Raw genomic sequence first — 13,586 nt, 5'->3', positions numbered from 1 at the left:
CGTGATGATGATCCGGTGGCGGTGGCAAGGCAACGCCGGTGAGCCGAGCGGTCACCGGATCGCCTCGGCGACCTTCGCGGCCAGCGCGCGCACGGTCAGGTCCGGGGCCACCGAGAGCACGGCCGGCAGCAGCGACGCGTCGGCGACGTACAGGCCGTCGACGTCGTGGGACCGCCCGTCCGGGCCCACCACCGAGCGGGCCGGGTCGTCGCCCATCGGCGCGCCGCCCTGCGGGTGCGCCGCGAACAGGCCGCTCCACACGACGTCCCGCGCCCCGGCCTCGCGGAGCAGCCCGGCGGCGGTCTCGAGCGAGTCGGTCAGCAAACGCCGCTCGGCCGTCGAGAACCGCTTGCCCACGACGACCTCGTCCCCGACGCCGAGGCCGGCGACGGCGGTGTTGTCGTCGGCGACCGGCACCCGCAGGCCCGTCCAGCCGGGGTGACCGCCGACCACCTCGGCCAGCCGCCCGCCCCACAACGGCCGGTCCGCGGGGTCGACGAGGCTCGCGGCGAAGGCGACCGGGCCGGGCAGCTCGGCCGGTTCGACGGTGAACCCCGACCCCGTGCGGGGGGCCTGTGGCCGGGCGAGCAGGCCGTACACCAGCCGGGCCGGGCGCAGGCCCAGCGTCCGCCCGGTCAGCCGGGCCGACGGGGAGTCGATCTCGGCGGTTTCGTGGGTGTGCAACAGGATCCGGGGCGTCGCGAGCGGGCCGGCGGCGAGCACGACGACCGGGGCTCGGAGCACGCCGCCGCCCGTGCAGGCGACGCCGGTGACCTTCGGGCGCGGCCCCGACGTGTCGACCAGGACGTGCCGGACGTCGTGCCGCCGGCGCACCCGGGCTCGCGACACCGGTACCGGGCGGTCGTACCACGGTTCGAGGTCCGCCGGCCCGAACGGGCCCGCCGCGCCGAGCAGGCCGGTGCGTTCGTGGAACTTCGCGACATCGGACGCGGGCGCGCGCTCGGCCTTCACCGGGCCGGGCGCGGCGGGCGGCCCGATCGGCTCGTCGTCCACCGCGGACACGAAACGGGCGCGGCCGGGGCCGCTGTCGAGCAGCAGCACGTCGGCTCCCCGCGCGGCCAGCACCGCGGCGACCGCCCCGCCGCCGGCGCCGATGACCAGGACGTCGGCCCGGTCGGGTCCCCGCCGGCCCGGCGGGGTGTGGTCGCCGTAGAACGCCTCGATCGCCAGCAGGCGGAACCGGTCGACGGCGGCGCTCCCGGCCACCCGCGCCAGCGTCGGCACGTCCGAGACGCCGGCCAGCACCCCGATCGCCGCGTGCACTGCGTCCTCGTCGGCGGAGGAGAGGGCGGGCAGGGTCGCGGCGAGGTAGCGGTCCGGCCGGGCCGCGGCGGAGCCGGGGACGAGCAGCTCGCACACCCGGGTGACGACGGCCGCCTCGCCGGCCCCCAGCAGCTGGCTCACACGCCCCCCTCAATGGAAAGCCGACCCGCCGTCGACGTTCAGCGTCTGGCCGGTCAGGAACCCGCTGCCCTCGTCGCACACGTACCGCAGCGTCGACACCAGGTCCGCCGGGCTTTCCGTGCGCGGCACCGCCTGGCTCGCCCGGACGCGCTCGAACCCGCCGCCGGCGCCGGTCGTCCGCGTGGCGGTCGCGGTCGTCACCAGCCCGGGCGCGATGGCGTTCACCGTGATGCCGTCCGGGCCCACCGCGTTGGCCAGCGCCCGTGTGAACCCGACCAGGCCCGCCTTCGACGTCGTGTACGCGACCAGGTCCGGCGGGCCGAGGAAGACGACCGCCGACACGATGTTCACCACCCGGCCCCAGCCGGCCGCCCGCAGGTGCGGCAGCGCGGCCCGGGTGACCAGGAACGGGCCCTCCAGGTTGAGCCGCATGACGTCGCGCCAATCGTCCACGGTGGTCTCTTCGAAGGCGATCGGCGGGTAGACCCCGGCGTTGTTCACCACGATGTGCAGTGCGCCGAAGGCGGCCACCACCTGCTCCACCGCGGCTTCGACGGCGACCGGGTGCGTCACGTCGACGGTCACCGGCAGGAACTCCCCGCCCGAGGCGATCACCCGCGCGGACGTCTCGGCCTGGTCCGCCACGTCCCAGCCGGCCACCCGGTGGCCCAGGCCGGCGAGCGCGACGGCGAACTCCTGGCCGAGCCCGCGCGCGGCCCCGGTGACGACGGCGACCCGGCTGCTGGAGGGCATGGCGGGCAGCGTGGCGGCCGGCGGCGGGTTCCGACAAGGTCACCGTTTCATCCACCGAAACGCCCGTCTTGCCGAACCCGCGCCCGGCTGGTGACCTTCGCCGCTATGTCGACGCCCTCCCGATTCCGCCACCTCGTGCGTGACGAGCTCGGCGTCGTTCTGGTCCTCGTGCTGCTGGTCGCCGTCGTCGGGCTGGCGCACCCGGACTTCCTGCGCCCGGTCAACCTGCTCTCGACCGCGCAGAGCTCCGTCTACGTCGGCCTGATGGCCTGCGGGATGGTGTTCCCGCTGGCGATGCGCGAAGTCGACCTCTCCCTCGGCGGGCAGTACGCGCTCGGCATCGTGCTGGGTGCCGTGCTGATCCGCGACGGGTGGTCGCCGTGGCTCGCGCTGCCCGCGATCCTGCTCGTCGCCACCGTGCTCGGCGGGCTCAACGGCGTGATCACGACGTACCTGCGGCTGCCGTCGTTCATCGTCACCCTCGCCGCCGCGCTGCTCTTCCGCGGCGCGGCGCTCGCGCTGGCCGACGGCAAGCAGATCAGCGGGATGCCGCTGGACCACGCGTTCTTCAGCGTGTTCGGCGGCGAGCTCGCCGGCGTCCCGACGTCGGTGTGGGTGCTGGTGGTCGCGGTGGTCGTGCTGACCGTCGTGTTCACCCGGACCCGGTTCGGCGCGCGGGTGCGGGCCGTCGGGTCCAACCCGGACGCCGCCGAGTTCAGCGGCCTGCCGATCGCCCGGACGCGGATCGCCGCGCTCGCCCTGTCCGGCTTCATGGGCGGGATCGCCGCCGTGCTCGGGCTGGCGTTCTTCACCGCGGGCGACCCGACCGTCGGCAACGGCTACGAGCTGACCGCGATCGCCGCCTGCATCATCGGCGGCACCCCGCTGGCCGGCGGGCGCGGCTCGGTGCCCGGCGCGGTGTTGGGCAACCTCATCCTCACCACCGTCGCGGCCAGCCTGGTGTTCCTGCAGGTGCCGATCAACTGGACGACGTTCGCCACCGGCGCGGTGATCCTGGTCGCCGTCGCCTTCGACAGCGTGTTGCGCCGCACGCGCGGCCGCGGCCTCAGGAGGAAGCATGAAGCGCGTCCCGATCCTGGCCCTGATCACCTGCCTGACGCTGAGCGCCTGCGGTAGCTCCGGCGACGCCGGCGGCGGGAACCTCAAGATGGGCATCGCCGTCGCCAACATCAGCCTCAACTTCGCCCACGAGATGGTCGAAGGCGCGGAAACCGCCGCGCAGCACGAAGGCGGCGTCGACTTCAAGTCCGTCGGGCCGCCCAACACCGACGGCCCCGCCGAGCAGCAGCTGTTCACCAACCTCACGCAGACCAACCCGGACGGCGTGGTGCTGGAGAACCTCGACCCGCCGATCTTCACCCGGCCGGCCGCGACCGCGATCGACCGCGGGGTGCCGGTGGTCGCGCTGGACACCGCGCCCACCGACGGCAGCAAGATCACCTTCTACGTCGGCAACGACAACTACGACCTCGGCGTGCAGCTCGCTTCGGAGCTGCTGAAGCGGTTGCCGGCCAACCCGTCCGGCACCGTCGTCGTCGGCGTGCCCAACCCGGGGACGCCGGTGCTCGACAGCCGCGCGAAGGGCATCAAGGAGACGCTGACCGCGAAGGCGCCCGGGATCAAGGTGCTCGGCCCGTTCCAGACCTACAGCGACCCCAACCAGAACTACGGCGCGTGGGCCGCGCTGGTGCACGCGAACCCTGGTGCGCTCGCGTTCCTGGGCGTCGGCGACGCGGACAGCTACGACCTCGCGAAGATCAAGCAGACCGAGGGCGGCAAGTACCTCGTCGCGGGCGCGGACGTCGACGCGAAGACGTTGCAGGGCGTCAAGGACGGCCTCGACTTCGTCACCATCGACCCCGAGCACTTCCTCAAGGGGTACGTCGTGACCGCGTTGCTGATCCGGTCGGTCAAGGAGAAGAAGCCGCTGCCGCAGGGCTGGCTGCGGATGCCCGGTCTGGTCGTGGATTCGTCGAACATCGACGCGGTCCTCAAGCGCCAGACGTCCCCGCAGGCGGCGTACGACTTCTACAAGCCGGAGATCGACCGGATCCTGGCGAACCCGGCGGCGCTGGTGCGGCCGCTGGCCGAGGCGCGCTGACGTGCTGCGCGCGACCGGCCTGACCCGGCGCTACGGCGGCGTCACCGCACTGTCCGAAGTGGACATAGTGCTGCGGCCCGGCGAAGTGCACGCCGTGGTGGGGGAGAACGGCGCCGGCAAGTCGACGCTCGTCAAGATCCTGTCCGGTGTGGAGCGTCCGGACGCGGGCGTGCTGCCACGAATCGCCGGGGTTGCGCTGGTGGCGCAGGAGCTGACGGTGTTCCCCGACCTGACGGTGGCGGAGAACCTGTTCCCGCTCGCGCCACCGCGGCGGGGCCTGCTGGTCAGCCGGCGGCGGATGGCTTCGCTCGCCGCGCCCGTGCTGGCGGAGCTGGGCCTGGACGTCCCGCTCGACGCCCGAGCCGGGACGATGTCGCTGGCCGACCAGCAGCTGCTGGAGATCGGCCGGGCACTGCTGCGGAACCCGGCGGTGCTGATCCTCGACGAGCCGACGTCGGCGTTGCCCGCCGACGCCGTGGCGCGGTTGATGGGCGTGCTGCGGCGGCTCGTCGCGCGCGGGGTCGCGGTGCTGTACGTGTCGCATTTCCTGGAGGAGGTGTTGCGGATCGCCACGCGGATCACGGTGCTGCGCGACGGCCGGTCGGTGCTGACGGGCGTCGAGACGGCCACGGTGGACCTGGACGGCGTGGTGGCGGCGATGCTGGGGGACCGCGCACTCGCGCCCGCCGCCGAACGGCCACCCCCGCGCGACGGGCCGCCGGCGCTCGTGGTCGACGGCCTGTTTTCGGTGGCGCCCGGCGAAATCGTCGGGCTGGCGGGCCTGCAGGGCGCGGGCCACCTCGAGGTGCTGTCGGCGTTGTCCGGCCGGGGAAGCGGCCCGGGTACGCCGCGCTCGCCGCGGGCCGCGGTCCGGGCGGGGGTGGCGTTCGTCCCCAGCGACCGCAAGCGCTACGGGCTGATGCTCGACCAGCCGGTGTGGCGCAACACGAGCGCGGCCGCGTGGCTCGGCGCCGGTCTCGGCAGCTGGTGGCTGCGCCGCGAAACGCACCGCGCGGCCGCCCGCCGGCACATCGAGCGGCTCCGGATCCGCGGCGGCCCGGACGACCTCGTGACCACGCTGTCCGGCGGCAACCAGCAGAAGGTCGTCTTCGCGAAGTGGCTGGAAGCGGACCCGAGGCTCCTGGTCCTGGACGACCCGACCCGCGGCGTCGACGTCGGTGCGCGGGCGGAGATGCACGCGGTGATCGCGGCGCTGGCGGCCGAGGGCAAGCCGGTCGTGCTCGCGTCGACGGACCTGGCGGAGCTGTGCGAGCTGTGTGACCGGGTGCTGGTGTTCCAGCGGGGCCGGGTGGTGGCCCGGTTGACGCGATCGGAGCTGTCCGAACGCGCGTTGAGCGTGGCGATGAACGCCGGAACGTAGACCGGGCCGGGAGCTTCGCGCTCCCGGCCCGGTGCGGTACCTAGGTCAAACTCGAACAGGGCCTCGCATCGGGATCCTTTGCCCCGTTGGGTACCCAGCGCACGTTCGCGAACGACGCCTGGAACGCGGCGTCGGTGTACACGAGGAACGGCGTGTTGATGTGCTCGAAGTCCAGCCCGTTGTTGAAGCAGGACAACGGGATCTTGACCGTCGTCTTCGGGCCGCCCGCCAGGTCGGTGAACAGCTTCGTCGCGTTCACCTCCGAGAAGCACGGGTAGACGCAGTGCATGCTGATCACCGTCCGGTTGACCGGCGCCTGCTGCACGGTCGTGTCGAACTCCAGCGCCCCGTCCGCGTTCAGGTAGCTGCGCAGGTCGTTCGTGCCCGCCGTGTTCTGCATGTAGAGCTGAGCCGCTCCGGTACCCGTCCAGGTGGCCTTCAGGCCGTCGCCCTGCACGTTGACGTCCGTCGGGACGGTGTTGATCTCCGGGTGCGAAGCCGTGCCGGTCGGGCCGATCACGGTGCCGCCCCAGTTCGAGGCCGAGCCGATCTGGCTGGTGTACGGCGGCACGTCGGTGCGGTCGTAGATCGACAGGTCCTCGGTTGCCGTGCCGCCGCCACCGGTGGAGCCGCAGGCCGCCGGGCCCGGGGTCTCGTCCAGCTGGCCGATGGTGACGCGCTGGCCCGACTTCAGGCCGTAGCCCAGCTTGAACAGCGGGTCGTAGTCCGGCGACCACGGGTTGAGCGGCGACTGGCACGCGCTCTTCGGCCACGAGTACGACAGCGTGCCCTGGTAGCCCGTGCCGTCCTTGCCCTTGACCAGCATGTCCGCGACGCCGCCGCCCTCGGTGCCGGGCAGCCAGGCCGCCACGAACGCGTCGGAGCGGTTGATCTCCTTGTTCATGTACAGCGGGCGGCCGCCGACGTACACGGTGACGACCGGGGTGCCCTTGCCGCTGACCTTGTCCAGCACGGCCAGGTCCTCGGGGTAGAGCTTCGACGCCTCCAGCGTCTTGCGGGTCAGGTCGCCGACGCCCTCGGCGTACGGCGTCTCGCCGATGACCGCGATGACGGCGTCGTAGCCCTTCGGGTCGACGTTGCCGGTGGCGTCGAACGTGACGTTCGCGTCGCCGAGGTCCTGCTTGATGCCGGTCAGGATCGAGGTGGCGTTGGGGAAGTCGGCGTTGGTGTTGCCGGTGCCCTGCCAGCTCAGCGTCCAGCCGCCGGTCTGGTTCTGGATGTTGTCGGCGCTCTTGCCGACGACCAGCACCTTCGACTTCGGCTTCAGCGGCAGCACGTTGCCGTTGTTCTTCAGCAGCGTCTGCGACTCGCGGGCCGCGTCACGGGCCAGCCAGTTGTCCTTCAGCGCCTCGTCGGAGTTCGCGTAGGAGCGGTCGGACGGCTTCTGCGACTCGAAGAGGCCGTCGCGGAGCTTGACGCGCAGGATGCGGGTCACGGCGTCGTCGATCCGCGCCATCGGGATCTGGCCGCTCTGCACCTGGGCGATCGTGTTGGTGATGAACGCCTTCCAGTCGGCGGGCACCATCACGATGTCGATGCCGGCGTTGATCGCCTGCGGGCACGAGGAGTTCGTGCAGCCGGTGACCTGGCCGATGCCGTTCCAGTCGGACACGACCAGGCCGTCGAAGCCCATCTTGCCCTTGAGGATCTGGTTCAGCGCCTTGTCGCTGCCGTGCAGCTTGCCCTCGTTGATGCCGAGGTCGGTGTTGGTCCAGCTGTTGAACGACACCATCACGGTCTGGGTGCCGGCGGCGAGCGCGCCGTAGTAGCCCTGGCCGTGGATGTTGATCATGTCGGCCTCGGACGAGGGGTTGACGCCCTGGTCCTGGCCCTTCATCGTGCCGCCGTCGCCGATGAAGTGCTTGGCGGTGGCGATGACGCCGTTGTAGCCGATGCGCTTGGTCGCGCCGTCCTGGAGGCCGTTGATGGCCTCGAAGCCGTAGGAGCGCGTGATGCGCGGGTCCTCGGAGAAGCCTTCGTAGGTGCGGCCCCAGCGGTCGTCCTGCACGACGGCGAGGGTGGGCGAGAAGGCCCAGTCCTGGCCGGTGGCGCGGATCTGCCGGGCGGTGGCGCCGGCGACGTCGCGGACGAGGCAGGGGTCGTGCGCGGCGCCGAGGCCGATGTTGTGCGGGAAGACGGTCGCGCCGTAGACGTTGTTGTTGCCGTGCACGGCGTCGATGCCCCAGATGACGGGGATCTTGGTGCGGCTGGTCTTGGAGGCGTTCCAGTAGGCGTCGGCGAGGTTCAGCCAGTCCTGCTGGGTGGCGTGCTTGTTGCCGCCGGGCCACGCGCCACCGCCGTTGAGGACGGAGCCGATGGCGTACTGCTTGACCTCGTCGGGGGTGATCGAGGTGATCTCGGGCTGCGTCATCTGCCCGACCTTCTCCTCGAGGGTCATGCCCTTGAGGATCTGGGCGATGCGCGCCTCGTCGTCACCCTTGCCCTTGAACCGGCTGTCGACCTTGGGCCAGTCGGCGAGGGTGGGCAGGGTCTGCTCGATCTTGGCGCAGCCGTCCTTGTCCTTGGCGGGCTGGCCGATCACGGGCTGGGCGGGTGCGTCGGCCTGGGCCGGGGTCGCCGTGGCGAGCCCCCCGAGCAGGGTCAGGCTCATCAAGGTGACGAGCGAACTTCGGCGCGCACGGGACCACGCGCGGGATCTTCTGGCCATGGTCTGGTCCATTCTGCGGTGAACGGCGGCGGACCGGCCGATCCTCACCGGGCGGAGGGGAGGACGTCAATAGTTTGCGGCCGTTGGCCGGCACGTTAATTCTCGACATAAAATAAGAGTCACCCGGTGCCCGGGCACGCCTAGCCGGTGGGGCGGTGAAGGTCAAGGGCACTCGCGGGCAGGACTCTTGCCCGCGAGCCCGCCGGTGCGACGGCCAGCGCGACCGCCGCGATCATCACGGCCCCGAAGCTGACCAGCCCCATCGTGGCCATGATCGCGCCGTGCAGCGGGACCGCGATCGCGAAGGCGGCCACGCGCCACCGCCCCGGCGCCCACACCAGCACCGCGACGGCGAGCTCGGCGGCGATCGTGCCCCAGCCCAGCGCCGTCGTCACCGCGCCCGGGTCCGCGAGCGACCCGGCCCAGCGCTGCCAGGCCGCGGCGGCGCCGTAGTAGGGATCGTGGAACACCTCGGCGACCGCTCGCCCGTCCCGCCACTCCGGCACGACGGCCTTCGCCAGCGCGGAGTCGAGGTAGACCACGGTGAGCTGGGCGCGGATGACGAGGTGGGCGACGTACGCGCTGCCGCGCCGGCGAGCGGGCAGCGGCTCGCCGGGCGTGCTCCACTGCCACCGTCTGCCGTCCCCGAGGCACATCGGGACGAGCAGCAGGGTGACGATCCGGGCGACGCCTTCGCCGCCGTTCGCCACCGTCATCGCGGCGCCCAGGGAGAACGTGACGTACCAGTGCGGCACGCAGGTCCACCGGGGCCGGTACCCGCTCGCGGTGACGACGAGGACCGCGATCGCGACCACCCGGCAGGCCAGCTGGGCGCGGGGGCTCCCACCGGTCCAGCACCACAGGGAGATCGCGCGGAACCCGGCGCACCGCGCGCCTGACGGCAGCTGCGCGGTGCCGAGGAACAGCGCGTCGTCGGACGTGAACAGCAGGACGCTGAGCTCGGCGAGCGCGAGCAGCGTCCGGGCCGCCGCGAACCCGCGGCCCCGGGGTTCGAAGACCGCCGCGCTGGCCACCCAGCGGTCCAAGAAAGCGCTCACCCGCACACCACCTCGACGGTGGCCAGCCGGAGCACCGTCGCCGCCCGGCGGGCGACGAACACGACCGGTCCGCACAGCGACGGGGTGCGCACGTCGTTGCGGACCGGCGGCCGGCCCGCCGGCGTGGCCGCCGCACAAGCATCCTGGCCGGCGGCTCCGCAGGCGTGCCAAGCACTCGCCGGGATCCGGGCCGCGACGAGCTGGAGCTCCAGCAGCCGCGTGTACCCCGCCCGGTCCAGTCCACCGGCGTACGTCGCGGAGCCGAGCGGAAGGGTGAGCGACGGCCCCGGTCCCGACGGCGTCGCCCGGTAGGCGACCAGGACCCCGTCCCGGGGCGGTGCGGCGAAGAAAGACCAGCCCTGGGGCCAGAACGCGGTGTAGCCGTCGGCCTGGCTCCGCTGCCAGCCGCCGGCGAGACCGGCCGGCAGCAGGTTCACCAGGCTGAGGACGAACGCGACGGCGAGCAGGCCGGCGGTGACGGCGAGGCCGGTCTTGACCTCGCGCCGGTCCGGCGCGCCGCCGCGTTCCGTGGGCATCGTGGTTCCGCGGGCTCAGCAGCCGATGCAGATCGACCCGTCGAGCCGCGACTGCGGCGCCGCCGCCTGCGCGGGCCCGGCGTGCGCCCCGGTGAGAATGACGGTGAGCGCGGTGAGCGCCGCGAGTGCCGTGCCGATCAGCCAATGCTTTTTCATTTTTCGCCCCTCTTGTCATGATTCGGACGGTGTCCGGAACCGGCCAGTGGAAAAGGGCCGGTGGCCGCGTGACCGCCCCTACGGTGTGCAGCCGGGGAGACCGTAGCGGCCGCCGCTATTCGCGCCCTATCGGTTCGCGGAACCCCCGATATCGAAATGACCCGTTCGGAGCAGTGTGGTCCTGAAAGGTGTGGGTAAATTGCTGGCGAACGCCAGGGGAGCGTGGCGTGAGGGGGCTTCGATGGAGTTTCGTGTCCTCGGGCCGGTCCAGGTGGAGGGGCACGGCGGTGTGCGTGCGCTGCGCGGGGCGCGGCAGCGGCGGCTGCTCGCCGCGCTCCTGCTGGACGTCAACGCGGTGGTGCCGACCGAGCAGCTGATCGACCAGCTGTGGGACGACCCGCCGGACACGGCCCGTCAGCAGGTGCACAACGCGGTCGCGGCGCTGCGCCGCTGGCTCGGCGACGGCGGGGCGGAGAGCACGATCGTCACCGACGACATCGGCTACCGGATCGTCGTGCGGCCCGAACAGTTCGACCTGGCCTGCTTCCTCGACGCGGTTTCCGCGGCGCGCGCCGCGGAAGAAGCCGGCCGGACGGCCGACGCGGTGGCGTCGCTGGGCGCCGCCCTCGGCCACTGGCGCGGACCGGCCTTCGCCGGGGTCGGCGGCGCCCGGTTCGCCAACGCGGCCGCGCGCCTGGCCGAACAACGCCTGGCGGCGCGGGAAAAGCTCCTCTCGCTGCGGCTCGACCTCGGCGAGCACGAGCAGGTGATCGGGGAGCTGACCGAGCTCGTCGCGAGCGAGCCGCTGCGGGAGTCGCCGAGGCGATCCCTGATGCTCGCGCTCTACCGCAGTGGCCGGCAAAGCGACGCGCTGCAGGTGTACCGCGAAGGCCGGCAGGCGCTCGCCGCGGAACTGGGGCTCGATCCCGGGCCCGAGCTGGTGGACCTGCACAGCCGGGTGTTGCGGGGCGACCCCGAGCTGCTCGGCGATCCCGTGCTCGCGCCGCACCGGGACGAGCCGGCGGTGCCCGTGGTGGCCGAACGGCCCTCGTTCCTCCCGCACGGCACGCGCGACTTCACCGGCCGCGACGCGGAACTCGACCTCCTGCTCGCGGAGCTGACGGTCCGGCCGGACAGCGGGCCGGTCATCCTCGCCATCGACGGCATGGGCGGCGTCGGCAAGACGACGCTGGCGGTGCACCTCGGCCACCGGCTGGAAGCCGAGTTCCCCGACGGCCACTACTTCGTCGACCTCCACGGCTACACGGCCGGGCGCGTCCCGCTGACCCCGGCCGCCGCCCTGGACCTGCTGCTGCGCTCGAGCGGGTACCCGGCCGAACGGATCCAGGACGACCTGACCGCCCGCGCCGCGCAGTGGCGGTCGCACCTCGCCGGCCGGCGGGTGCTGCTCGTGCTCGACAACGCCGTCGACGAAGACCAGGTGCGGCACCTGCTGCCCGGGACGAGCGGCGCGGTCGTGCTGGTCACCAGCCGGCACCGGATGTCCGGGCTCGAAGCGGCCGTGCCGGTGTCGCTGGACGTGCTGCCCCACGACCACGCCGTCGAGCTGTTCACCCGGGTCGCCGGGCTGCGTCGCACGGAGGACGAGCTCGCCGACGTCGCGGAGGTCGTGCGCCTGTGCGGCCGGTTGCCGCTGGCCATCCGGGTGGCCGCGTCGCGGCTGCGGCACCGCTTGTCGTGGACGGCCGGTCACCTCGCGAGGCTGCTTCGCGACGAGAGCGGACGCGCCCGGCTGCTGGCCGCGGGCGACCGCAGCGTCGCGGCCGTGCTCGAGGTGTCCTACCGGCACCTCGACGACGCTCCACGCCGGCTGCTCGCCCTGCTCGGCGTCCACCCGGGCACGGACTTCGATCCGGCAGCGGTCTCCGCGGTCGGCGACGTCGAGCTGCTCACGGCCGAAGACCTGCTGGACGGGCTGGTGCAGGCGCACCTGGTCACGCAGCACTCGCCGGGCCGCTACCGGCTGCACGACCTCGTGCGCGACTTCGCCCGGTCCGCCCTGCGCGAGCGCGGGGACGACGAACGGCTCGAGGCGCGCCACCGGCTGTTCGACCACTACCTGCACCTCGCCGGGGTCTGCTGCGGGCCGATCGCGCGGGGCTTCTCCCGGATCGAGCCCGACCTGGTGCACCCGCCGCGGCACGTGCCGGTGATCGAGTCCGAGCCGGCGGCGATGGAGCTGCTCAAGGCGGAGCTGCAGAACCTCGTCGCGACGGCGCGGGCGGCCATCGAAGAGGACTGGACCGCCTACACCTGGCAGCTGCCGTGCGTGCTGGAGCCGTTCTTCTCCCGCGTCAACTACCGGGAGAGCTCGCTCGACATCTTCCGCGGCGCGCTGGAGGCGGCGCGGCGGCACCACAGCGTGCGCGGGGAAGCGGCGGCGCTGACGAACATCGCGCTGATCCTGCGCGACCGGGGCTGGTACGACGAGGTCCGCCGGCTGCTGCTCGACGCGATCGGGCTGACCCGGCGGATCGACGACGAGCCCGCCGTCGCCTACCTGCTGGCCAACCTCGGGATCGCCCACATCCGCGCCGGCGACCTGCCCCAGGCGTCGGAAACGTTTTCCCAGGCAAGGGAAATCGCGATGCGCCTGGAAGATCGACAGGGCTACGCCGCTTTCACGAACAACATCGGCGCGGTTTCCTCGCGGATGGGGCACACCGAAACGGCGTTGCACTACTTCTCCGAGGCGCTCGGCATCTGCCGGGACCTCGAATTCCACCAGGGTGAAGCGATCACCCTGATCAACATCGGCGAAGCGCACCTGCTGGCCGGCCGGGCCGAAACGGCGGTGGAACGGCTGGCCAGTGGGCTCGGGATCAGCAAGCGGATCAGTTACCATCCCGGCTCGTGTTTCGCGCTTTCCTGGCTCGGCGCCGCGCACCGCGAGCTCGGCGACCTCGGCCGGGCCCATGAGCTCGGGACGCGGGCGCTGGAGCTCAGCCGGGGCGCGAACATCGGCGAGGTCGAATGCGACGCCCTGGCCGCGCTCGGCGAGACGGCGCTCGCGGCCGGACAGCCCGCGGAAGCCGGCCGGCTCTTCGAGGAGGCTCGCACGCGGTCGGCGGAGCTGCACCTGCCGCTGCTGGCCGGGCGGGCCTGCGAAGGCCTGGCGCACGTCGCGCTGGCCGCGGGCGACGAGGAACGCGCCCGCCGGCACTGGGAGACCGCGCTCGGGCACTATCCGGCCGGGATCGCCGCGGCGGGCAACGCCCGCGACCACCTCGCCGCGCTCGGCGGCGACCCGGTGAGCTGCCAGCGGTGCCGCACGGTCGCCGCGGCCCCGGGTATCCGGCGAGTAGGCCGGGAATAGTTCCCGCTCCTAGGGTTTCTCCGGAGACCGCGGCGGTGCGCCGGACACGCGCCGGCCGGTCGGGCGGACGGGAGGTCGTCCGGCGGGCTGCCCGATTTCGTGTATCTCGTCCGGGTCTCCGCGCAACTT

At 72.8% G+C, this 13,586-nt stretch carries 10 protein-coding genes; 4 read left to right on the top strand and 6 right to left on the bottom strand.

The window, feature by feature from the left end:
• Positions 1-51: 51 nt before the first annotated feature.
• The gene (locus M8542_RS23450) at positions 52-1,425 is read right to left on the bottom strand and encodes a GMC family oxidoreductase (RefSeq protein WP_257922359.1); all 1,374 of its coding nucleotides are present in this window, start codon (positions 1,423-1,425) and stop codon (positions 52-54) included.
• 9 nt (positions 1,426-1,434) lie between these two features.
• Positions 1,435-2,178 carry an SDR family NAD(P)-dependent oxidoreductase gene (locus tag M8542_RS23445; RefSeq protein WP_257922358.1) on the bottom strand — a complete coding sequence of 248 codons (744 nt, stop codon included), beginning with the start codon at positions 2,176-2,178 and terminating at the stop codon, positions 1,435-1,437.
• Between the two features lie 105 nt (positions 2,179-2,283).
• Between M8542_RS23445 and M8542_RS23440 the strand changes: the two genes are divergently transcribed.
• From M8542_RS23440 to M8542_RS23430, 3 genes are read left to right on the top strand one after another with little or no spacing between them, the layout of a single operon-like run.
• Entirely contained in the window at positions 2,284-3,315 is a 1,032-nt protein-coding gene (locus tag M8542_RS23440; RefSeq protein WP_257922357.1) for an ABC transporter permease, read from the top strand.
• Complete coding sequence (locus M8542_RS23435; RefSeq protein ID WP_257922356.1) at positions 3,257-4,300, top strand: sugar ABC transporter substrate-binding protein; 1,044 nt, start codon at positions 3,257-3,259, stop codon at positions 4,298-4,300. Before M8542_RS23440 ends, M8542_RS23435 begins: the two co-directional genes overlap by 59 nt.
• A gap of 1 nt (position 4,301) precedes the next feature.
• Positions 4,302-5,681 carry a sugar ABC transporter ATP-binding protein gene (locus M8542_RS23430; protein WP_257922355.1) on the top strand — a complete coding sequence of 460 codons (1,380 nt, stop codon included), beginning with the start codon at positions 4,302-4,304 and terminating at the stop codon, positions 5,679-5,681.
• 40 nt (positions 5,682-5,721) lie between these two features.
• Here M8542_RS23430 and M8542_RS23425 read toward each other — a convergent pair whose 3' ends face one another.
• From M8542_RS23425 to M8542_RS23410, 4 genes are all read right to left on the bottom strand, one after another.
• Positions 5,722-8,313 carry a glycoside hydrolase family 3 protein gene (locus tag M8542_RS23425; protein ID WP_257922354.1) on the bottom strand — a complete coding sequence of 864 codons (2,592 nt, stop codon included), beginning with the start codon at positions 8,311-8,313 and terminating at the stop codon, positions 5,722-5,724.
• Positions 8,314-8,510: 197 nt separating this feature from the next.
• Positions 8,511-9,428, bottom strand: coding sequence for an HTTM domain-containing protein (locus M8542_RS23420; protein WP_257922353.1), 918 nt, complete (start codon positions 9,426-9,428; stop codon positions 8,511-8,513).
• Entirely contained in the window at positions 9,425-9,964 is a 540-nt protein-coding gene (locus M8542_RS23415) for a hypothetical protein (protein ID WP_257922352.1), read from the bottom strand. Before M8542_RS23415 ends, M8542_RS23420 begins: the two co-directional genes overlap by 4 nt.
• A gap of 15 nt (positions 9,965-9,979) precedes the next feature.
• Positions 9,980-10,120 (bottom strand): hypothetical protein, encoded by a 141-nt coding sequence (locus M8542_RS23410; RefSeq protein WP_257922351.1) that lies wholly within the window; start codon positions 10,118-10,120, stop codon positions 9,980-9,982.
• Positions 10,121-10,361: 241 nt separating this feature from the next.
• Between M8542_RS23410 and M8542_RS23405 the strand changes: the two genes are divergently transcribed.
• Positions 10,362-13,457: an AfsR/SARP family transcriptional regulator gene (locus M8542_RS23405; protein ID WP_257922350.1), complete on the top strand. Its 3,096-nt coding sequence runs from the start codon at positions 10,362-10,364 to the stop codon at positions 13,455-13,457.
• Positions 13,458-13,586 lie beyond the last annotated feature (129 nt).

The sequence above is a fragment of the Amycolatopsis iheyensis genome, from assembly GCF_024703995.1.
Lineage (GTDB): Bacteria > Actinomycetota > Actinomycetes > Mycobacteriales > Pseudonocardiaceae > Amycolatopsis > Amycolatopsis iheyensis.
This window is presented reverse-complemented; position numbering and strand designations above follow the sequence as displayed.